The following is a 22,646-nucleotide window of genomic DNA, read 5'->3' as shown; positions in this document are numbered from 1 at the left end:
CCCCCATTGATTCATTCCCATTCTGATACCTTAAAACATATTGAACCTTTTCCTCCACTGTAAATTTAGCCATAAAAAACACCCCGTAAATGTTAGATTGGTGTCTAACATTTACGGGGCAGATCATAAACAGCGGTTTTTGTATATTTGGTGCCTAGTATAGAAAATAGGTTCAGATAACAAAAAAGACCACCATTTTCATTGTAAAATAGAAGTACCTATCACAGAACTTCCAATTACTATTCCCTACCACAAGGAGATGAAAATGATGGCATATACATTATTGAATCATATTCAAGGAAAAAACGGAAGTCGATGGGCACAATTTGTACGAGAAATAGGTTCTGAAAACATGTTGATGGTGGCAGTTGATGCTGCGAAATATACTCACAAGGCAATAATTTGTACTTTTTATGGGGACGTTTTAGTTAAACCATTTGAATTCGATGCATCCCTGACGGGACTTGAGGTGCTAAAGGAACAGATTAGCAGCCAGAGAAATCGGCTTGGTATGAAAGAGGTAGTAGTAGGAATTGAAACAACGGGGCATTATTACCAAGATTTAGTGCGACGTTGTCATTCTGAAGGTTACTACTTACGGATTTTGAATGCAGCGACCACTGCACAGGAAAGGCAAGCTCTCTTGAATTGGTCAAAAACGGATAATTTAGACCTAATGGCGATTGTTCAATCTATGATTAACGGCCGGGGGACATCAAACGAGTTATCCACTGGAAACATACACACCCTGCAAAAATTAACACGTGCTCGACGTGTTCTAGTAGAGGAAAGGACTTCTACCGAAAATATGATTCGTGTATATTTGGATCATATTTTCCGAGAGTTTCAAGGAAAAAGCATGTGGATAAATGGAAAACGTGAACATGTCGCCCCTTTCTCTAAGCTATTTGCGAAAGCACCTCGATACTTTATGCGTCACTATCTCCACCCCAGTGATATCCTTTCCCTCGGGGAGGAGGGCTTACGTGAACTATCTATTAGGGAAAATTTAAAACTTAGGGATAAAACGATTAAGATATTACTTGATTTTGCGCAGAACTCAATCTCGCAACCAAAAGAGTTTGTGGAGGCCGACCAATTTCTCTTGATTCAGAAATTAGATCAGTTAGACCTTTTAGATGACCAAATTCAATTATTAGAAAAGAAAATCGAAGATTTATTCGTTCAGACTGAAGGGGCGGTCATTCTTAGCGTTCCTGGGATAGGTGTTGTGACGGGGGCAGAATTATATGCGGAAATGGGAGATATCTCTGATTTCGACCATGCGGGACAATTAATTAAAATGGCAGGGACAAATCCAATTGTGAAGCAATCAGGAGGAAAAAAACCATCATACTTTGGTGTTTCTAAACAAGGAAGAAGAACCTTCCGTAATATCACCTACCAAGTAGGGAGATCCTTAGCCGTTAATAACCCTGAAATGAAACAGAAGTATCTTGCCCTAAAAGAACGTGGTAAACACCCTCGTCAGGCGTATATTGCCTTAGGAAACCGAATGATTCGTCTAGCCTTTTCAATGATTCGAAATCAAACTCTGTACCGTACAGAACACAAATACTATGTCTTGTTTGATGAGCTAAGTAAGAAGCTGCGAATGCCTAATGTAAAACGGTTTTATGGAGATTTCGTTACATCAACTGATCGTCAATTAGCCTAGAATTAAAGAATACATTTCTCAACATTAGTGTGCCAATTGTTAAAATTAAAGTGTAAAACTGTTCAATGTTAAGTAGTTAGTATTTTCTTAGGAAGTTGTTTCATTTAAAATGGGGCTCCTCTAGGACGTTAGATCACATTGTTCTTCGTGCCTGAGGCTCCAGACCTCGAGTGACAGCGTTATGGATCTTGTCCTACAAGTACGAATAATACGTGAAATCTAAGTTTAGATTTACTAGGCGGTATCCTCTGTAGGATGAAAACGCAAGGTCCTTTCACGTTCTAGAGGAGCCCTATGATACATTCTGTGATAGTTGAGTCTTCCTAAAAATGGAAATAGGGGATTCTACTTAAGGTCGCCCTTTTTTAAGGAAAAAAGGTGTTTGACTTATTTGCCATTATACGCTGTCACCATTAGTCTTCGGGTGTGTTGATGATTTTTAGGGTTTTGAAGCCGAGGTTGATTTTGTAGTTTAGGTTCCAGTTTGCACCATGGATTTCGATTTCGTTTTCTTGGAGGGTGAATCTGAGCATGACGTCATTGTCTTCGTCGATGATGGCGTAGGAGTTTTTATTTGTAAAGATTTGATAGGTAGGATGAGCAATCAGTGTCCATCCATATTGTAGTTTATTGCTTTTTGTCGTCATATTCACACCAGCCTTTACCCATTTATTTCAAATTGGTTACCAATACTCGGTACAATTTGTCATCCTTTTCATCTGGATTTCCTCTGCCGTCTGTATTGTTGCTGACAAAGTAGAGGTATTCGCCCTCAACAAACACATCACGAATCCTCCCTAAACCCGTAATAACCGGACTCGTACTGTTCTTACCTAAGTCGAACTCTCTAACTGCATTCCCTCTGAGTGTTGCAGCATACAACCTACCATCGTGGATCGCCATTCCTGAAGGCGCCCAGGTTTCATTACCTGAATGAAACAATGGTGTCTCCATTCCGGCTTTCCTTTCATTTCCTTCAATTACCGGCCAACCATAATTCGCACCAGGTTTAATTAAATTGATTTCATCATGTGCGGACTGACCATGCTCACTCGAATATAAGGTATCATCTATCCATACAAGACCCTGAGGATTCCGATGACCATAGCTGTAAACATAAGAATGGTCAAATGGATTATCTTCTGGAATACTGCCATCGAGATTCATTCTTAAAATTTTCCCATTCAAAGACCTTACGTCCTGCGAAAGTTCTGGAGTAGTAGCATCACCTGTCGTAATATACAGCTTCCCATCCGGACCAATCTTCAGACGACCGCCATGATGATAGGCTGCACTAGGAATCTTATCAAGAAGGATTCTTTCTTCCGTCCACTGATTCCCTTCTAGCCGCAATACAACCACTCTGTTAAACTGTCCCTGCTCATTCCCATAGGTATAATAAGAAAATGCCTTCTGATTATCAACAAACCCCGGATGGAGGACAAAGCCAAGCAGTCCAGCTTCCGCTGCTTTCGCGAGCGGCTTTTCCAAAGCAACTTGTTGTCGTTCCATTTTTCCATTATCTATTTTCACGATATTCCCTGTTCGTTCACTCACGTAAAAAACCTGATTTAGCTTATTAATCGACCACGGAACCCGTAACTCCTCCGCCACCACTTCAATGTCTGGCTGCAGGACAATCGCCTCATCCTCAAGAGGATCATTAGGCTGCAGATTTTCCTTTTCAAAAAGAGAACAACCTGATATCAAGACTATCATCGATAATAGAATGGAACGTACCTTGACCATCCATCTCTTCCTTTCCTATAAAACTTCTACTATTGCCTTGGCTACTCCATGTTCATCATTTGTTGCGGTAATCACATCACATAGAGTTTTTATTTCATAATCAGCATTCCCCATTGCGACTGCTCTCCCGACTCTTTCCAGCATCGAGACGTCATTAAAACTATCACCCATTGCCATTGTTTCAGCGATGTCGATCCCTTTTGATTTCACATATGTTTCTAAAGCAATTCCTTTTTGCGCATTTCGATGAGTGATTTCCAGATTGTTATGGCCTGAACTGGAAACTGCCAACTCAGTTAATTCTTCTAGTGCGTTTTCTGCAGCTTCACGCCTGTCTGAATCCAGTGCAAACCCAAAAAGCTTGTATATTTGGTGTGTTTCATCATTGAATAAAACATCATAACTTTCAACCTGATGGACTAAACCATGCTGAATGCGTTCTTGTGCTTTTTTTACCGCGTCTTCTGGTTTCACATCAGGATTAGCACTCACTACAATATCAACAATAATTGCCACGGCAATATTTGGATCCAAGGAGTATGTACCTTTGTTTGTATATACTTCGAAATAGATATCCATTTCCATTAGCCTTTGGGCAGCTTGTATGGCTACGTGCTTTTCAATTGGTGTCGCAGATAGTATTTCTCCTTCTTTTGTGCGTACTTCTGCACCATTTACACCAATGACAGGGCAATGTATATCTGCTTCATCTAGGATATATCGCACCTCTTGATAAGACCTGCCAGTTGCTATTACCACTTCAACTCCCTGATCTTGAGCATTTAGAATCGCTTCTATATTTTCCTGACTAACTTGTTGATACGAATTCAATAAGGTACCATCCATATCTGACGCAATACACTTGATCATGCTGTTCACCTATTTCTATTTTTTGTTACTGCCATCTTATCAGATATCCATATGCATTTTCACCATTTTGCTCATGAAAGATACTTACTTCCTTCTCTTACACTTAATGGAGCAAGCTTGTTTCCTTCGATAAACTCCTTAACAGAAACAGGATTTGTTTTAGAGTATTCTCTCAACGCCCAGCCGATGGCTTTTTGTATGAAAAATTCTTTGCTATCAGCATTTTTAACTATGTAATCATAGAGAAGCTCTTCATTTGTTTGCTGTTTATACTTTAATTGAAAAAGAATGGCACTTCTCCGCAGCCAAAAGTTATCATCAACAGACCAATGATTAATCGTCTCATCAATAAGTTCAGGATAGTTTCTAGCCATATCTCCAACCAACGGTGTAATCGAATCAACACTATCCCACCAAGATTTTGTCGTGAGTAATCTTTCTAAAAATTGAATGACGTCCTTCGGGAACTTCTTACTAAATTTCCCCATATATGTAATGGCTGTATATTGATATTCTCTTTCATCCTTTTCCCAAAGTCCTTCCACAAATTCCTTGTTAAATTCCTTTTTCAGTATTCCTGTCTCTTTAAAAAATTGCTTTTCCAGCTCTTTTCGGAGCGGTGACTTAATTCCTAAGAAAGGGAAGTGATCTTTCATATATTTTTTCATCGGACCTGCATTTTCTTCATTCCTGTTTTCCTCAAATAACTGTATTAGTCTCTTTACTTCATTACTCACCTTGAACACTCCTTTTAAAAATTGGAAAATTATCACACTTTTCACATTATTAACTGTCATAAATTAGACTATTTTTCTTCATATCATCTATATAATTTCTCTATATTCTTTAGCTATCACGATTCATTGGAGGAAAAAACAATGGTTAAACGTAAAACATTAGCTTATTCAGGGCTTGCAACCGCCTTTCTCTCTGCACTCTTAATCAGCGGTTGTGCCCAGAAGGAAGCATCTGCAACAAAGGAAAAGGCTGTACAATCCCCTAAAACAGAGGAACTAAGCATGGATGGAAAACTTGCCGGCGGGAAACTTGGCAGTGAAAGTCTTGCCTATGTTGGCGGCGGCTCTAGCAATAAAATTTGGGTCATTGATGCCCAATACCACAAAATGTTGACAGCCATTGATATTGAGGGACCTAAGAATGAAAGAACGCAACAAATGTACCCTAACCTGCATGATACCCATGCCGTTACATTTACAAAAGACTTCAAAACCATGTTTACTGTAGATTGGTTTGAATATGATGATACTTCTTATGCTATTGCACTAGATCCCGTTACTTTCAAAGAATTATGGAGAGTTCCAGTGGGCAAGGGCGGCCATCACTCTGCCATGTCCCCTGATGATAAATACCTTTATGTAGCGAACCAATATGGCGGTACTGTATCCGTTATAGATGTCCACTCACATAAGAAAATAGCAGACATTCCTACTGGAGAAGGCACAGACTATATTTCTCCTTCCATGTACTGGGATGGAAAAGCCATTGACTCTCCTTATCTATTTATCAGTATTGACAAAGAAGACAAGGTAGCGGTTCTAGATTGGAAAAATAATAAAATCGTTAAGGACATTCCAGTTGGCGGCAGCCTGCACGGTGTCAACCTTACACCAGATGGTAAATCTGTATGGGTAGCGGTTGGCGGTAAAAAGGAAGTTGTCGTTATTGATGTTGCCACTCTCGAAATTACAAAAAGAATATCATTTGAAGGTGGTCCTATTCACATATCTCTTAGCCCGGATGGCAAATTTGCCTATGTAACCACTGGCGGCAACAAGATCTACAAACTCGATACGAAAACGTATGAAAGGCTGTGGGAATCAACTGGAACAACAATCCCTGCTCACACTGGCATAAGCCCCGACGGCAAGGAACTTTGGACTTTAAACCATGGAATGGATAAACGTTATCCGTATAAGCTTGGCGGTGAGGCCGTTTCTGGTGTTCAAATTTGGGATACTGAAACGGGTGAATTAATTACTGAAATCCCTGCAGAGGGTGTACCACATGAAATTCAATTTGTCCCTTATACAGCGTTAGTTGATGAAGTACCTTTAAGCAGTGAAGAAGTCCACTCACAGGGAACCCATTCTGTTGCTGAAGCAGGAGAAGTTGTCTATAAAGAAAGTTGTGCTTCCTGTCATGGTGATCAGCTTGAAGGAAAAGCCGGTCCAAGTTTAAAAACAATCGGCAGTCAGCTATCAAAAAAGGAAATCCTAACACGTATTCAAGATGGTAAAGGCATGATGCCTGGTGGATTGGTTGAAGAAACGGACGCAAAAATTTTGGCTACTTGGTTATCAGAGAAAAAATAAACCAATTCTCTTTTAAAAAGATACTTTTACATTATTCGTTACTCTCCATCTAACTCCTTCATTCGTGCATAAACAATTTGGCAAATGCCAAACTAAAGTGTGTACTAGTGGAAGGAGACGATTTTATGACGAAAAAAGTTAATAAAGGCAGCCAGAACCAAAACTCACCACAGGCAGGTCATGCAGAAGCTGAATTTGCCAGCGAATTTGTCAGTGGCGATAACAGCAAGGGCAATAAAAGAAATAAAAGCCAGCAAAGCAAAACAAATCCGCATGAATAAAAGAGAGTCGGCGTTCCATTTAGGAAGGCCGACTCTCTTTGGCTATTGAGGGGTGGAAATGGCAGCAGGAGAAGTACGTATGTCTTTATTTCCGTCATTATTGAACTGATTTTGTAAATCTACGTTGGCTCTTTCTGCTTCTGATTGTGCCTCAACAGGAGCATGAACCTTTCCATCTTCCAATTGTCTATTGATTTCAATATTGGCTTCTACAGTATCATTTGCTGAATTTAGGTTATTTTTCAAGGTAAACATCTCCCTCTATCGTTTGTTAACTTTATCTTTCCCGGCCAGCACATAAGTATCACAAAAAAACTGTCCCTATTTGAGACAGTTGAAATAATGCTCATTTTCCTACTGAGTGCTGTAAATATTGTTTAATTCTAACTCTCTGATTTCCTCAGCTATCCTGTTTTGAAGCTGCTCGACCACAGAAAAATCCATTGCTGGTACGTAAATGGCTTCCAGCTTATCATGAAGATCTTTTGCCCTCGCTAAATAAGAAATAGCTTCATTCATTTTACTTTTATAGCTTGCCGCAATTGGTTTAATCTTATCTTCATAGATTTCATCTGTTCCCGGTGTAATCAGAAGCTCATACATATCGATAATTTCATCGCCGGCACGACTTGGAAAATACTCGTGCGGTGCCGTACTATCAAAGATGGCAATGCCCAGCTCTCTAAAAATAACCATATCGAGACTATTGGGATCAAATCCGCAGTGAAAAACCTCGATATCAATTCCTCTTGCTTCTGCTGCTGCTGCTAACTTCTTTAACATGGTCGACTTTCCAGAGCCAGGGCGTCCTTTAATAAAATAACGCTTCTCAATTTCCTCCGTTAGATTCGGGACAAAATCGACGGCTCCCTTAGGTGTTGCCGCCCCTAGAAATCGATGGCGGATATCAGATTGCTTATTTATTTTTAACTTGCCAAAAAAGGACTGAATTAATTTATTAGTCAACTGGTCTGCTTTTTCAAAATCCATGTTCTCAATATAAATTTTCTCCCAATCATCATGAACATCCAGTGCCTGTTTAAAGGTGGAGTAGGCTAGATGAAAGGAGGCACTAATTTGGTTTGTTAACCGTTCAATATTCTTTTTCTCGGCAGCAAGTGCTTTTGCATTCCAAGCTTCTCCCAAATTAATATACTGTTCTACAGCACCTGGGGCCTTAGGTTCGATGACATGTGGAGCTGTTCCATCAACGATTCCTACCTTTAAGGCACGAATGATAACACCATCAATGGAACTATTATCTGATGAGCAATGTAAGTATTCGATATCATACCCTTTTCCGACCCATTCATTGCCAATTTTCTTCATCAGTGAGGATTTTCCTGTCCCAGGACCGCCTTTAAGAATATAGATTCGTTCGAGTCCTTGAAGGTTTGAATCATATAGGCTATGGAATCCTTTTGCGGTATTCCCGCCTGCAAAATAATTTTTTATCTTACCTGCCACACTGAACACTCTCCTTTACGTGACATAGCGTAATTTCATTTCCCCCATATCCTATGCCATGCACGTTTTATAGGTGAATGCCTATTAAATTATTTTCTAACATCAAATGTTTCAGCCTTTGTCAGATCAACTAACACTTTTGGATTAATGACAATTTGGACGCCTATTTTCCCAGCACTGACAACCATCTGTTCAAGCACTAAGCAGCTATCGTCTATATAGGTCTTGTACTCTTTTTTCATCCCAATCGGTGAACAGCCGCCCCGGATATATCCGGTCCATTTCAAAATATCCTTAACCGGAATCATCTCTACATTCTTTTCTCCAGCAGCCTTCGCCGCTTTTTTTAAATCCAATTCCGCCTCAACCGGTATTACATAAACATAGATACTTTTACTCGCTCCTTGAGCGACAAGCGTTTTATATACTTCCTTTGAATCTCTTCCAATTTTCCCGGCTACTGACACCCCATCAATTTTTCCATCCTGATTATCGTATGTAAGCACCTCATAGGCTATCTTCTTGCTATCCAGAATCCGAATAGCATTCGTCTTGACCTTTGCCATTTTCCTCATCCTTTAATTTTTTACAATGATTATACCAATTTCACGTACAAAAAACAGAGTAATGAACCCTATGGTTCACTACCCCAATTTTTAAAAATTTATGAGCATCTAAATGATCGAATTCTCCTAAGGTCTGTTCCATAATATACCCAGCGGAAGTTTCTCCAACGATATCCGGCAACTGAATCTCTTCCAACAAAGGTTGGATAAAACCAGAAGCTATTGCCACTATTCAGCCAAACAAAGGTAAAGCGGTAGAGACAGCCTCTAATCGCACCAGGGTCAACAGCGAATGCAGAAACTGATTCTTGCGGCGTGTACGAAGGTGGTGGTGTAGATGGTGCCCCACCTTGTTGTTGTCCTCCTCCAAATGGCGGGAAACCTTGCTGTCCACCACCAAATCCAGGGGGAGGGAATCCAGGCTGCTGCCCCCCACCAAACCGATCCTGCTGTTGGCTCGGTTCTAAACCGGGATACATTCCATACTGATTGGGATAACCATAATAATTCAAGACATATTCCTCCTTTATGTGCTTTCCCTTTAAAATATGCTCACTCGTTTATTTGGTTTTAACTTATTTCCACCGAATCTCCACATTGTTGTCACCCGTTTGTCACTCTATAAATCCATCATTATAGTAAAATAAAGGTAGTTAGAAAATACTTACAGTTGTGAATGGGGAAACCATTTATCAGGTTTATCCCTTTGTCACAGTTAATACACAGAAATCATGTGAACTTTTTCACAATAACTACTATATATGATAAAAATAGAAAAGGGTGGCTTATATGAAGTATGATTTAGTCCTTTTACACGCACCAAGTGTTTATGACTTTCGAAAAAATTCCCTCTTAGCAGGACCCATTAGCGACGTAGTCCCATCATCACCAGTATTTGAAATGTATCCAATTGGGTTAACAAGTATTGCTGACTATTTAGAACGGTTCGGTCTTCGCGTTAAAATTATCAATATTGCAAACCGAATGCTGATGAGTGAGAAGTTCGATGTAGAAAAGAAGCTAAGAAAAATCAAAACAAGAGCATTTGGGATTGACCTGCACTGGCTGCCACATGCACACGGCAGTATCGAACTTGCGAAGATTGTTAGAAAGCTTCATCCTGATACACCGATGATTTTCGGAGGTTTATCCGCTACCTATTATCATAAAGAGCTCATTGAATACCCATTTATTGATTTTGTCATGCGCGGAGATTCAACAGAGAAGCTTATGCTACTGCTGATGAATAAATTAGAACTCGGAAATACTCACTATGCCGACATTCCGAACTTGACCTGGAAAAAAGGCAGTGAAATTGGCTATAATCCGATTACGTATGTACCGAAGGATTTAGATGATCTTGACGTGCCTGGCTATCGCTATACTGTCCGTTCCGTGTTTAAGTATCGTAATTTCTTAGATCCACTGCCATACAAAGGCTGGCTTGAATATCCTAACACCGCTTTACTTACAGCAAGAGGCTGTTCGCAAAACTGTCTCATCTGCGGCGGTTCAAAGGATGCCTATGATCAAAACTGCGGAAGAAGTTCGCTTGCCTTACGTTCCCCAGAGAAGCTTATTGAAGACATGCAGTTTATTTCACGCTTCAGCCGAGCCCCAATCTTTATCCTGCATGACCTAAGGCAAGGCGGACGTGAATATGTAAAAGAGTTCTTTAGCCGGCTAAAGAAGCTAAATCTTAAAAATGAAATTGTCTTTGAATTATTCCAATATGCAGGCGAAGAGTTTTTCCAAATGATGAACGACAGCTGTTCTAAATACAGCATTGAGATCACCCTTGAAACACATGATGAAAAAATCAGACGTTATAATGGAAAATTCAATTGTACAAATCCTAAAGTAATTGAAACGCTGAGCTTTGCCCTAAAACATGGTGCTAAAAAGATAGACTTGTTCTTTATGACAGGTATTCCTAGTCAAACGTATCAAAGTGCAATTGATAACATTGATTTCTGTGAGAAAATCCACCTTGCTTGTAATCAGGACCCTAGACTATTCTACTTTGTAGCACCGCTTGCACCGTTCCTTGACCCAGCAAGCCCAGCCTTTGAAAATCCAGAGCTTCACGGCTTTAAAAAATTCTGTCATACCCTTGAGGACCACCGCAAGGCGATTACTCAGCCATCCTGGAAGCATATGCTTAGCTATGAAACAACTCAAATGACACGTGATGATATCGTAAGATCTACGTATGATTCTGCTCAAAAATTAAATGAATTTAAGTTAAAATACGGTCTAATTGACCAAAGTGGCTACGATGAAATCAAGGGCAAAATTGAAAAATCACAAGCTTATATTGAAAAAATAGATTATGTTCTTTCGCTGCCTGAAGAAGAGCAGAAGGCAGAATTGGACTTAATCCAGAAGGAAATTGAGGAATTAAACAAATATAGTATTTGTGGTAAGAACGAGCTGAAATGGGAAGTACAAAAGAATTACGCAAATTTCTTTTCCCTGGCATTAGTTGGTTTAGAGCAGCTGTATGAAGAGTATGCAACAAAAATTAAACATGCCTTACAGCCTAAGCTTCGTCATCAATTCAAACTAGAAACACACCAGCAGAAAATTAAAGGTTAATAATCTAAAAGGAAAGACGTGTGAATATAAACTCACACGTCTTTTTACTGCTATTAATGGCCGCCCAAATAAGCCATTCGGATTTGATCGCTTTGGTTTAACTCCTCGGAGGAGCCTGAAATCACGATTTTTCCAGTCTCGATTACATAGGCGCGGTCAGCAATGGATAACGCCATGTTTGCATTCTGCTCAACTAACAGAATTGTAGTCCCTGACTTATTAATTTCCTCAATAATTTGGAAAATTGTCTTAACTAAAAGTGGAGCGAGTCCCATTGATGGTTCGTCTAATAATAAGAGCTTCGGACGTGCCATCAAGGCCCTGCCCATTGCCAGCATTTGCTGCTCACCGCCAGATAGCGTACCAGACAACTGTTTACGCCGTTCGAGCAGGCGGGGAAATAGCTTATAGACCTTTTCAAAGTCATCCTTAATCCCTTGCTTATCCTTCCGTAAATAAGCCCCTAATTCAAGGTTCTCTTCTACAGACATGTTAGCAAACACTCGACGGCCTTCAGGAACATGTGATAGACCTTGTTTCACAATGGACTGCGCTACCTTACCTGATATAGATTGCCCTTCAAACAAGATGTTTCCGTTCTTCGGCTTAAGTAAGCCGGAAATTGTCTTTAACAGTGTACTTTTTCCGGCACCATTTGCTCCAATCAGGGTTACAATTTCCCCTTGATTAATTTCAAGTGAGACGCCCTTTAAGGCATGAATAACTCCATAATATACGTTAATATCCTCAATTTTAAGCATTACGAAACCTCCTCCCCAAGATACGCTTCGATGACTTTTGGATTGTTTCTGATTTGTTCAGGAGTCCCATCTGCAATAAGCTGACCGTGGTCTAGTACATAAATCCGTTCACATACCCCCATTACAAGGAGCATATCATGCTCAATCAAAAGGATGGTTAAATCAAACTTTTTGCGAATTAACGCGATTAAATTCATTAATTCTTCTGTTTCCTGCGGATTCATACCCGCTGCAGGTTCATCCAGGAGCAATAGTTTCGGATTGGCTGCGAGCGCTCTTGCAATCTCTAGACGGCGCTGCTGACCGTACGGAAGGTTCTTCGCTGTTTCATGCATAACATTATCTAAATTAAATATCTTTAGAAACTCAATCGCCTTTTCTTCCATATACTTTTCTTCCGAAAAGTGCTTTGGGAGACGGAAGATTGAACTCAAAATGGAATGCTTGGCTAATGAATGATAAGCCACCTTTACATTATCGAGCACAGACAGTTCACTAAACAAACGAATGTTTTGAAAGGTTCTGCTTATTCCTTTTTTGGTAATCTTATAGGGTGCTAAACCATTTAGTTTATCCCCATCTAATTCAATACTGCCTTCGGTAGGCACATATACACCTGTTAACAGGTTGAAAAAAGTCGTTTTACCGGCTCCATTTGGTCCAATCAACCCTACTAATTCACCTTGCTTTAACTCGAGGTTCACATCTGAAACAGCCTTTAATCCGCCAAAGCGGATGCCTGCATTATTTACTTTAAGCAACGGTGTTTTTGCTGTCATGAGTTAATCCCCCTTTTTGCAGACTTTCCAAACTTAAAGAATGAGGTCAATTCTCTTGTTCCCATTAGTCCCTGTGGACGGTAAAGCATCATCATAATCAACACTAAGCTATAGATAATCATCCGTAATTCTGGATAGCTTTGCAGGAAGGTGGAAATAATCGTTAGCAGGATTGCAGATAAAACGGCTCCTGACAAACTTCCTAACCCGCCAAGAACAACAAAGATTAAAATATCAAAGGATTTTAAGAAACCGAAGTTTGTCGGCTGGATAATGAAAAAGTTATGTGCATACAAAGCGCCTGCGACACCAGCAAAGAAGGCTCCGATGGCAAATGCGACAACCTTATAGTACGTAGTGTTAATCCCCATGGCGTCAGCGGCAATTTCATTTTCTCTGACAGAAATACACGCTCGCCCATGTGTTGAATTAGTGAAGTTTCTAATGACGATAAGTGTTAGAAGGATGCTTCCAAATAACCATGGCCAAGTCGTAAGCTGGGTAACCGTCATCCCGCTTGCTCCGCCAACATATTCAATATTTAAAAAGACAATCCGGACAATTTCGCCAAACCCAAGTGTGGCAATCGCTAGATAATCTCCTTTTAGCCGAAGTGTAGGGATTCCAATAATTAAGCCTGCAATTGCAGCTGCTACTCCTCCTGCTAATAGACTAAGAGAGAAGGGCAGTTCTAGTTTCATCGTAATAATGGCAGAGGCGTATGCACCCACAGCCAGGAAGCCTGCATGTCCAATCGAAAACTGTCCAGTAATTCCAATAATCAAATGTAAGCTGGCAGCAAGAATAATATTAATACCAATAAAGTATAGTGTGTTCACATAGAAGAAGTTAATTATTTCTCCGGTAATTAAAAATTGCATCACAACACCAAAAACAATGGCTAAAACGATTGATGACCAAAAACCTTTCGCATGTTTGAGTATATTCATCGCTATAGCACCCCTTACACTTTTTCCCGTACATTTTTACCGAATAAACCGGCTGGACGGAAAATCAAAATTAAAATCAATACGACAAATGCCACACCATCACGCCAAAGTGAGAAGCCTGCAGCACTTACAAGTGACTCGATGACACCTAATAACAGACCGCCAACCATTGCACCTGGAATAATTCCAATACCGCCTAAAACGGCAGCAACGAAGGCTTTAAGACCTGGGATAATTCCCATTAATGGCTCAATCTTTGTATAATACATTCCGAAAGCAACACCAGCTGCACCCGCTAACGCTGAACCAATTGCAAAAGTTGCAGAAATGGTATTGTTAACGTTAATTCCCATCAATCTTGCTGCATCCATATCATGAGAAACAGCACGCATGGCTTTTCCAATTTTTGTTTTATGAACAATAAATTGTAAAAGAATCATTAATACTACAGAAGTACCTAAGATTAAAAGTGACTGACTGCTCACCTTTACTCCAAGGAAATCTAAGCTTGTTGCCGGGATTAAGTCACCTGGATATGCCTCTGGCTGGGCACCTCGAACATAAATGACTCCATATTCAATTAACAATGATACTCCAATTGCGGTAATAAGCGCCGCAATTCTCGTGGCATTACGCAAAGGTTTGTAGGCGATTCTTTCAATGAGAACCCCTAAGATGGCACACACTACCATGGAAATAAGCAAGGAAGGGAAAAATCCTAAATCTAATATAGTAATAGAATAAAAACCGATAAATGCTCCGACCATGAAGACGTCTCCGTGGGCAAAGTTAATTAATTTTACAATTCCATAAACCATCGTGTAACCAAGAGCAATCAAGGCATAGATACTGCCTAACGACACCCCATTGACCAGCTGTTGTAAAAATTCCATGTCTAAGTCTCCTCCTAAAATAAGGAAAATGTCATCTAAATAAGGAATAGGGAGACACTATCGCTCCCTATTCTCTTGTTCAATATTTTATTCTGGGTCTACCTTTGTATTAAATTCTTGCTTTCCGCCTTTGTATTCAAGGATTACGGCAGATTTAATTGGATCGTGGTTTTTATCAAGCTTCATCGTTCCAGATACTAATTGCAGACCATCTGTTTCTTCAAGTGCTTTTTGGATTTTTTCAGGGTCAGCACTTCCAGCACGCTTAATTGCATCTGCAAGGAAGTAAAGTGAGTCGTAACCTAATGCATTGAAGGCATCAGGAGATTTACCTTTATATTTTGCTTCAAACGCTTTCACAAAATCTTGTACCTTTGGATCAGAGTCACCAGAAGAGTAGTGGTTTGTAATAAATGTATTGTTTAATGGATCGTTACCTGCGATTTCTACTAGTTTAGGAGAATCCCAGCCATCGCCGCCCATAAATGGAGCTTCAATACCAAGAGCACGAGCTTGCTTAATGATTAAGCCAACTTCCTCATAATATCCAGGAAGGAAAATAAAATCTGGGTTTGAAGATTTAATGTTGGTTAAGATTGCATTGAAATCTGTATCTTTCGCAACATATGCTTCTTCTTTAACGATTTTTCCGCCATTTGCTTCAAATGCCTCAGTGAAGGCTGCTGCAAGTCCTTTTGCATAGTCACTTGAGCTATCGATAATGATTGCCGCATTTTTTACTTTAAGATCTTTAGAAGCAAAGTTAGCCGCAACAGTTCCTTGGAAAGGATCGATGAAGCATGTACGGAAAACATAGTCACTTAGGACGCCGTCTTTATTTGTAATAGTTGGATTTGTTCCAGTTGGTGTTAATAGTGGAATTTTGTTTTTCTGAGCGATTTGTACTTGTGCTAATGTGTTAGTACTAGTGGCTGCACCGATAATAGCTGCTACCTTATCTTGGCTGATTAACTTTGTTGTACCGCTTGTTGCTTCAGCAGCATCCGATTTATTATCGAAGGTTACAAGCTCTAACTTTTTCCCATCAATGCCCTCTTTATTGATTTCTTCCAATGCTAATTTGATACCTTCTTCAATTGACTGGCCGTAAGAAGCTACACCGCCGGAAAGCTCAAGGTTGGCACCAATTTTTATGGTTTCTCCGTCTTTTTCACCGCTTGTACTCGATGAACCACCACAGCCTGCCAACACACCTGCCGCCATCATGAACGACATAAAAATACCTGCAAGTTTTTTCTTTCTCACCGTCTATACCCCCTATTTTTGAATAAAATTCCCCTTTTCACTCGATGTTTATCCAAAAAGATGTTTAAAAAAAGATAATATTCTGAAAACATTGTACCAAAATAATTTCCTTTCCGTCTAGTAGTAAAATGCGTTATTTTACTATAATTCTGAAAAATAAATATTTTAATAATTTCCTACTATAGACATAGGATTAAAAACAATCCAATTAACTTTGTCCCTTTAAAGGGATAAAATGAGGCAGTGTTAAATAATAAAAGAGAGATTCCCTTATCGAAATCTCTCTCAACTAAATATTATACTAATACTTTATTTTTCGTCTCTTTCCCCAAAAAGATAACCGCAAAAGCAGCTATGAAAACGGAGATACAAAAGATTGTAAAGATGGTGGAAATGGATGTACTTTGTGCCACTAAATAACCAACCAATAACGGTCCAAGTACTCCGCCTAATCGGCCAAATGCCGCCGCCGATCCTGAACCCGTTCCACGGATAATCGTTGGATATTGTTCCGGAGTATAGGCATATAATCCACCCCATGCCCCAAGGTTAAAGAAAGATAAAAGAATACCAGACGTAATTAACAGTGTCGTTGACTCTGCATTTCCAAATAGAAAAGCACTGATTGCTGTTCCAATTAAGTAGACAGCCAATACAAATTTCCGGCCGAATTTTTCAATCGCCCAAGCAGCCGTAAAATATCCTGGTAATTGAGCAAGGGTCATAATTAACACATACCCAAAACTCTTGATTAGACTAAAACCTTTTAATACCATCACACTTGGTAGCCATAAAAACATGCCATAATAGGAGAAAACTACACAAAACCACACAATCCATAACATCGTTGTACGGCGGCGATATTCATTCGTCCATAGATTTGCGATACTTTGAAATGCAGAAATCTTCTCTTTATCCTTTATCGCTTCAAATCTAGGAGAGTCGGGTAATCCAACCCGTAAATACAAAGCATACAATGCAGGTGTTGCACTAATTAACAAGGCCGTCGACCAGCCAAATTTCGGGATAATAAAATAAGAAATAACCGCAGCCAGCAGCCAGCCAGCTGCCCAAAAGCTTTCTAGTAACACGACAATCCGTCCTCGTTTTTCGGCAGGAACACTTTCAGAAACGAGTGTCGAAGCAACGGGAAGCTCACCGCCAAGACCCATTCCAATAAAAAATCTTAAGATAAGGAATACGGTAATGGATGTCGCAAAGGCTGAAATTCCACTTCCAATTGAAAATAATAATAACGTAATGATAAAGACATTTTTCCGGCCAATTCGGTCTGCCATTAATCCAAAAATCAAGGCTCCTACAGCCATTCCGATTGATTGGATACTTCCGATCCAGCCCATTTGCTCAGACGTTAAGTTCCATTCTACACTCAATGCTGCAATAATGAAGGAAAGCATGCCCACATCCAATGCATCAAACATCCAGCCTGTTCCGGAAACCCAGAGTAATTTCCGATTTGAAATTTCTTTTTTCATAACCAGCCCCCTTTTAAACTTCATTATTCCCTACTAATGAATTTTCCATTAATCAACAGCGATTTCTACATTTTTAAATTGGTTAAAGAACATATGATAGTATTTCCCTTGTTGGTTCATAAGTTCGCCGTGATTTCCTTTTTCAAGAATCTGGCCATTGTCAATCACCATAATGCTATCGGCATCTCGAATCGTATTTAACCTGTGAGCGATAATAAAACTAGTCCGCCCCTCCATTAAGGTAAGCAGTGCTTCTTGAATATGAAGCTCCGTACGTGTATCAATACTGCTTGTCGCCTCATCTAAAATTAATACAGCGGGCTTTGCAAGAATAACCCTGGCAATGGCAATCAACTGGCGCTGCCCTTGACTTAAGTTTCCACCATTTTCTGAAAGAGATGTTTCATACTGATTAGGCAATCGTCGAATAAAAGCATCTGCATTGGCCATCTTCGCAGCATGGATGACCTCCTCATCACTTGCTGAAGGCTTTCCGTACTTAATATTTTCCTTAATGCTGCCTGAAAACAGATAGGTATCCTGGAGAACAAATCCAAAGCAGCTTCTTAAGCTGTCACGTGTATATTCTCTAATATCATGACCATCTAATAAAATTCTGCCCTCTGTGACGTCATAAAAACGTGTCAATAAATTTACAATCGTCGTTTTTCCCGCTCCGGTTGGCCCCACTAATGCCGTGCTGCTGCCAATATCACTTTCAAAACTGACATTTTTTAAAATCGGAACATCCCCGCGGTAGCCGAAGCTGACGTTTTCAAAAACAACATGCCCTTTCGGCTTGTCTAGCACAATGGCATCCTTTTGATCATCAGGCTCCTCTTGCTCATCGAGAATCTCAAAAACCCGCTCCGCACCAGCAACACCAGACTGCAGCATGTTAAAAATTTGGGCAAGGTCGTTAAGCGGCCGGACAAACTGCCGCGAATAGGTAATAAAACTCGCAATGGCACCAATCGTAATCATACCCTTAACAGCAAGGAACCCTCCTGTTACGGCTACAATCGCAAAACCTAAATTATTAATTACATTCATGATGGGCATAAGAAAGCCGGACCAAATTTGCGCCTTAAGGCCAACCTCACGCAGTTTTTGATTGACCTCTTCAAATTCAGAGATAACCTTATCCTCATGATTAAATGCCTTTACAACCTCAATTCCTGAAATCGTTTCTTCTATTTGCCCATTTAACTTCCCAAGCTGAATTTGCTGCTCTTTAAAATAGACACTCGTTCTTTTTGCAATTGTCTTGGTTAAGAGAAAAACAAGGGGAACGGTCAGCAAGCTTGCCACAGTCAAAATCGGACTAAGGATTAACATCATAATAAATGAACCTAAAATTACAATGACACCTGACATCAACTGTGTCGTCGATTGCGAGATGGTACTGCTGACATTATCAATATCGTTTGATAGCCTGCTCATTAATTCTCCATGAGTCCGCTTGTCAAAAAAGGAGACGGGGAGGTTTTGGAGTTTTCTAAACAATGCATCTCGGAGCCTTTTTACAATCCGCTGGGAAACACCGGCCATCAGCCACCCCTGCAAAAACGTCAAGACACCATCTAAAATATAGGCAGATATTAGGATAATAATCATAACTTCAAGAAAATTAAAATCTACTTTGTTGCCGAGATTTATCGCATCCACCGCTTTCCCGATTAAGAACGGAGAGAGGAGCGATAATGCTGAACTGAAAAGAATGAACAAAAACACAATACTAAGCATTTTTCGCTCATTGCCAAAATAATGCCATAACCTTCTTATTGTCTCTTTAAAGTTTTTTGGTTTTACAATCGGGGCACCTCTACGATGGCCTCCAAAGCCCGGCCTACCGGGAAGCGAGAGGGGAGGTGGTGTGTTACTGGATTGATTAGCTTCCTTCGCCATTTAGAGTGCCACCTCCTTACCTACTTGTGATTGATAGATTTCCTGGTAAACCTTACAGTCTCTTATTAATTCTTCATGTTTTCCTACACCAGCAATTTCCCCATGGTCCATGACAACAATTTTGTCTGCGTCAATGATGGAGGTGATCCGCTGGGCAATAAGGAGGCACGTCAGACCTTTTGCATACTTTTTCAATCCAGCCTTAATACCTGCCTCCGTGGTAACGTCAACCGCACTCGTGCTATCATCTAGTATTAAAATCTTTGGGTTTTTAATTAATGCCCTTGCAATCGAGATTCGCTGCTTTTGGCCGCCTGAAAAGTTTACCCCGCCTTGACCTATCCTTGTTTGATATCCTTCAGGGGAGGAAGCGATAAAATCATGTGCACCGGCAATCTCTGCCGCCTTTTCTACTTCCTCCATTGAAGCATCTTCTTTTCCCCATTTAATATTTTCCTCAACACTTCCGGTGAAAAGAATATTTTTCTGCGGGACAAAAGCAATCTTTTCTCTTAGTCTCTTAGGATCCACAAGGTGAATTTCCTCACCATCTACTTTGATACTGCCGGCACTCACATCATAAAAACGGGGAATTAAGCCGACAAGAGTGCTTTTGCCTGAGCCTGTCGAACCAATGATTCCAACGGTTTCTCCTGGCAGGATGGTCAGGTTAATATCTTTTAGCACTGGGTCACCGCTTGTCCCTTCATAAGAAAAAGATACATGATCAAATTCAATTTTCCCTTGTCCAATAGGGGCTTCTTCTTTTTCATCCTTCCAAGTTAAATCATCCTCCTGAACAAATACTTCACTAATCCTTACAGTTGAAGTTTTGGCACGGACAAACATATTAAATACCATCGATATCATCATCAATGAAAACAGAATTTGCGTCATGTAATTAATAAAAGCAATTATATGACCAACCTGGACATTGCCATTCGTCACCCCAAAGCCGCCAATCCAGAGGACAGCAACAATTCCAAGGTTAACGGTCAGCATAATCGCTGGGCTGAACACAGCCATTAGCCTTGTAGCAGCGATCGATTGCTTTTTAAAATCATCATTTGTTTTCTCAAATTTATTTACCTCGACATCAAAACGGTTGAACGCTTTAACAACACGCACCCCGGACAAATATTCACGCATCACACCATTTACCCGGTCAAGCGCCTTCTGTACTTTTGAAAACATAGGGAATCCAAGTCTAAGGTTTAAAATGATAAAAATGGCCACAATCGGGACAACAACAATTAATACAACCGATAAATGGAGGTTTAACCGCGTAGCCATAATTAATCCTCCGATCGCCAACAACGGAGATTTAACAAAAATTCGCATTAAGCCATTCGCAAAAACCTGCACCTGAGTGACATCATTGGTCAGCCTTGTGATTAAAGATGCACGTTCAAATCGGTCAATATTTTTGAAGGACAGCGTTTGAATTTTTTTATATAAGTCTGACCTTAACTCTGACCCAAAGCTTTGTGAGACGTTGCTGGCAATGATACTTCTAGTTGAAGCCGCAATCGCACCAAAAAGCGTAATCAATAGCATTAATCCACCCATTTTAAGTACATACTCTAAATCTCTGCCTGCGACACCAACATCAATAATTTTCGCCATAATCGTTGGCATCATCAAATCACTAATCGCTTCAAAGGTTAAAAATAAAACAGCTAAGCTAAAAGACTTCCAATATTTCCTTATGTATTTTGCTAAAAACCCCATGAATTCCTCACCCCAACATTCTTTTGGAAATCTTTTGAACATTATGATAGAGATATTATAGCAAAAAAAAGTATGAGTTCTATGAAAAGAACTCATACTTTTACTTAATCTTCTAGCGGGCGAAACTCATGAACCCAAACACGCATGTGCGGAAGCCATGGCATTCCAGGATGATAGGCAAGAATGGATTGCTTATATTCTTCAACAGTTGAGAAGCCCTCACTGCGTGCGTCATCATCTGTTAGTTCACCTAAGCTTTGTGAGTAAACTCGCTCTACAACAAACTTCTGTCCATCAAGCGTCATGATTTCGCCTGGATCGGCATATCTTCCATTTCGTCTTGTTGCACTCTTCTTACCGGAAAGCACCAATTTAATATCACTTTCCATGGTAATTAAACGGTCAACTGAGCATGTCTTTGGCGGTAGTGTAGTGTTTTCATTTTGCATATACTTTTCCTCCCATTTCCAATTCATCTTCCCTATTTTACACTATCACCATATTATTAAAAAGCATACTCACACATTCAAATCTCTTTTTTTATAAAATAAAAATGTCGCCAACGTAAGAACAGCAATCAGAACACATGATAATAGGACAAAGATGAATTCAAACCCTCCGCCAAACATCACATTTTTTGCTTCAAAGTATTTAAACGGAGTGAGGTATTTTAAGCTTTCTATATTCTCATTCAAGTCAATCGCAACCGAAATGACATACGTAAGCAAAAGAACACCGGTTGCTAAGGAGGCTGCACTTTCTGATTTCTTTTTAATAGCTGCAAGGGAGCTGCCGATTACCATAAATAGGAGCTGTAAAATAAACATACCAACCATTGTAATGGCAATATCCTTGGTAACCACTTCACCATTGCTGAATTTCCCCACCAATCCAACTGATGAAACAAAGGTAACCAAGTTTAAGAGTAAGATATTTAGGAATGCTGACAATAGCTTTGCTGTAATAACCCGATTTCTTGATACGGGTTTAACAAATAAAAACTCAGAGGTTTTGTCGCGCTCTTCTTTTGCAATAATCGTTGCCCCCAGCATCGCAGCATGAATGGTCGCCATTAAGAGCAAATAGATAAACAGTAACCCGTAGTAACCTGTTGCAGTTGAAATATCAAAATCACCTATACCTAAAACAGCCAGCATCGATTTAGGCATTCCCGCCAGCATATCATTCATTGGCTGACCAGAAGAAGCTAGACTCTCATATTTAACCATTCCTGAAGCAACCATAAGAAACATACCAATACTCCAAAAAATAAGCGATTTTCTATGTGACTTCATTTCCTTTAAAAATATATTCATCCTA

General features: G+C 39.9%; 21 protein-coding genes and 1 pseudogene. 4 read left to right on the top strand and 18 right to left on the bottom strand.

Annotated elements, in window-relative coordinates; all coding sequences use genetic code 11:
* Positions 1 to 268: 268 nt before the first annotated feature.
* A complete protein-coding gene (locus M3189_RS22585; protein WP_251638215.1) occupies positions 269 to 1,678 on the top strand; it encodes an IS110 family transposase in 1,410 nt (469 codons plus the stop codon).
* Positions 1,679 to 2,091: 413 nt separating this feature from the next.
* On the opposite strand, the gene M3189_RS22580 is transcribed toward M3189_RS22585, so the two are convergent.
* The 4 genes from M3189_RS22580 to M3189_RS22565 all read right to left on the bottom strand — a co-directional run bounded on the left by M3189_RS22580 (position 2,092) and on the right by M3189_RS22565 (position 5,034).
* A complete protein-coding gene (locus tag M3189_RS22580) occupies positions 2,092 to 2,325 on the bottom strand; it encodes a hypothetical protein (protein WP_095247458.1) in 234 nt (77 codons plus the stop codon).
* 22 nt (positions 2,326 to 2,347) lie between these two features.
* Positions 2,348 to 3,427 (bottom strand): PQQ-dependent sugar dehydrogenase, encoded by a 1,080-nt coding sequence (locus M3189_RS22575; protein WP_251638212.1) that lies wholly within the window; start codon positions 3,425 to 3,427, stop codon positions 2,348 to 2,350.
* Between the two features lie 15 nt (positions 3,428 to 3,442).
* Complete coding sequence (locus tag M3189_RS22570) at positions 3,443 to 4,297, bottom strand: HAD family hydrolase (protein ID WP_251638228.1); 855 nt, start codon at positions 4,295 to 4,297, stop codon at positions 3,443 to 3,445.
* Between the two features lie 71 nt (positions 4,298 to 4,368).
* Positions 4,369 to 5,034, bottom strand: coding sequence for a DNA alkylation repair protein (locus M3189_RS22565; RefSeq protein WP_251638210.1), 666 nt, complete (start codon positions 5,032 to 5,034; stop codon positions 4,369 to 4,371).
* Between the two features lie 141 nt (positions 5,035 to 5,175).
* Here M3189_RS22565 and M3189_RS22560 point away from each other — a divergent pair, with 141 nt between their 5' ends.
* Together M3189_RS22560 and M3189_RS22555 are read left to right on the top strand one after the other, a co-directional pair.
* Positions 5,176 to 6,630: a c-type cytochrome gene (locus tag M3189_RS22560; protein WP_251638208.1), complete on the top strand. Its 1,455-nt coding sequence runs from the start codon at positions 5,176 to 5,178 to the stop codon at positions 6,628 to 6,630.
* Positions 6,631 to 6,755: 125 nt separating this feature from the next.
* Positions 6,756 to 6,911, top strand: coding sequence for a hypothetical protein (locus M3189_RS22555; protein ID WP_251638206.1), 156 nt, complete (start codon positions 6,756 to 6,758; stop codon positions 6,909 to 6,911).
* A 42-nt stretch (positions 6,912 to 6,953) separates the two neighbouring features.
* Here M3189_RS22555 and M3189_RS22550 read toward each other — a convergent pair whose 3' ends face one another.
* The 4 genes from M3189_RS22550 to M3189_RS22535 all read right to left on the bottom strand — a co-directional run bounded on the left by M3189_RS22550 (position 6,954) and on the right by M3189_RS22535 (position 9,456).
* Positions 6,954 to 7,157 carry a hypothetical protein gene (locus tag M3189_RS22550; RefSeq protein ID WP_251638204.1) on the bottom strand — a complete coding sequence of 68 codons (204 nt, stop codon included), beginning with the start codon at positions 7,155 to 7,157 and terminating at the stop codon, positions 6,954 to 6,956.
* A 108-nt stretch (positions 7,158 to 7,265) separates the two neighbouring features.
* A complete protein-coding gene (locus M3189_RS22545; RefSeq protein ID WP_251638203.1) occupies positions 7,266 to 8,387 on the bottom strand; it encodes a PRK06851 family protein in 1,122 nt (373 codons plus the stop codon).
* An 80-nt stretch (positions 8,388 to 8,467) separates the two neighbouring features.
* Complete coding sequence (ybaK, locus tag M3189_RS22540; protein ID WP_251638200.1) at positions 8,468 to 8,944, bottom strand: Cys-tRNA(Pro) deacylase; 477 nt, start codon at positions 8,942 to 8,944, stop codon at positions 8,468 to 8,470.
* A 98-nt stretch (positions 8,945 to 9,042) separates the two neighbouring features.
* Positions 9,043 to 9,456 carry a transporter gene (locus M3189_RS22535; protein WP_435368116.1) on the bottom strand — a complete coding sequence of 138 codons (414 nt, stop codon included), beginning with the start codon at positions 9,454 to 9,456 and terminating at the stop codon, positions 9,043 to 9,045.
* A gap of 277 nt (positions 9,457 to 9,733) precedes the next feature.
* Between M3189_RS22535 and M3189_RS22530 the strand changes: the two genes are divergently transcribed.
* Entirely contained in the window at positions 9,734 to 11,542 is a 1,809-nt protein-coding gene (locus M3189_RS22530) for a TIGR04190 family B12-binding domain/radical SAM domain protein (RefSeq protein ID WP_251638199.1), read from the top strand.
* Positions 11,543 to 11,595: 53 nt separating this feature from the next.
* Here M3189_RS22530 and M3189_RS22525 read toward each other — a convergent pair whose 3' ends face one another.
* The 10 genes and pseudogenes from M3189_RS22525 to M3189_RS22480 all read right to left on the bottom strand — a co-directional run bounded on the left by M3189_RS22525 (position 11,596) and on the right by M3189_RS22480 (position 22,642).
* Entirely contained in the window at positions 11,596 to 12,303 is a 708-nt protein-coding gene (locus tag M3189_RS22525; RefSeq protein ID WP_251638197.1) for an ABC transporter ATP-binding protein, read from the bottom strand.
* Positions 12,303 to 13,082: an ABC transporter ATP-binding protein gene (locus tag M3189_RS22520; RefSeq protein WP_251638195.1), complete on the bottom strand. Its 780-nt coding sequence runs from the start codon at positions 13,080 to 13,082 to the stop codon at positions 12,303 to 12,305. Before M3189_RS22520 ends, M3189_RS22525 begins: the two co-directional genes overlap by 1 nt.
* Positions 13,057 to 14,032: pseudogene (locus M3189_RS22515) on the bottom strand (branched-chain amino acid ABC transporter permease). The gene M3189_RS22520 and the pseudogene M3189_RS22515 overlap by 26 nt, the downstream one beginning before the upstream one ends.
* A gap of 14 nt (positions 14,033 to 14,046) precedes the next feature.
* Positions 14,047 to 14,925, bottom strand: a complete 879-nt coding sequence (locus tag M3189_RS22510; protein ID WP_251638191.1) for a branched-chain amino acid ABC transporter permease — start codon at positions 14,923 to 14,925, stop codon at positions 14,047 to 14,049.
* Between the two features lie 87 nt (positions 14,926 to 15,012).
* The gene (locus tag M3189_RS22505) at positions 15,013 to 16,191 is read right to left on the bottom strand and encodes an ABC transporter substrate-binding protein (protein WP_251638189.1); all 1,179 of its coding nucleotides are present in this window, start codon (positions 16,189 to 16,191) and stop codon (positions 15,013 to 15,015) included.
* Positions 16,192 to 16,487: 296 nt separating this feature from the next.
* Complete coding sequence (locus M3189_RS22500; protein ID WP_435368115.1) at positions 16,488 to 17,687, bottom strand: MFS transporter; 1,200 nt, start codon at positions 17,685 to 17,687, stop codon at positions 16,488 to 16,490.
* 48 nt (positions 17,688 to 17,735) lie between these two features.
* Complete coding sequence (locus M3189_RS22495) at positions 17,736 to 19,595, bottom strand: ABC transporter ATP-binding protein (RefSeq protein ID WP_251638187.1); 1,860 nt, start codon at positions 19,593 to 19,595, stop codon at positions 17,736 to 17,738.
* Complete coding sequence (locus M3189_RS22490; RefSeq protein WP_251638185.1) at positions 19,596 to 21,326, bottom strand: ABC transporter ATP-binding protein; 1,731 nt, start codon at positions 21,324 to 21,326, stop codon at positions 19,596 to 19,598.
* A 104-nt stretch (positions 21,327 to 21,430) separates the two neighbouring features.
* Positions 21,431 to 21,775: an ASCH domain-containing protein gene (locus tag M3189_RS22485; RefSeq protein WP_251638183.1), complete on the bottom strand. Its 345-nt coding sequence runs from the start codon at positions 21,773 to 21,775 to the stop codon at positions 21,431 to 21,433.
* A gap of 69 nt (positions 21,776 to 21,844) precedes the next feature.
* Positions 21,845 to 22,642, bottom strand: a complete 798-nt coding sequence (locus tag M3189_RS22480) for an ABC transporter permease subunit (RefSeq protein ID WP_251638182.1) — start codon at positions 22,640 to 22,642, stop codon at positions 21,845 to 21,847.
* Positions 22,643 to 22,646: the final 4 nt, after the last annotated feature.

Source organism: Neobacillus niacini (assembly GCF_023715415.1).
GTDB lineage: Bacteria > Bacillota > Bacilli > Bacillales > Cytobacillaceae > Neobacillus > Neobacillus niacini_C.
The sequence above is the reverse complement of the archived record's forward strand: the minus strand, read 5'-3'. Positions and strand labels throughout refer to the sequence as shown.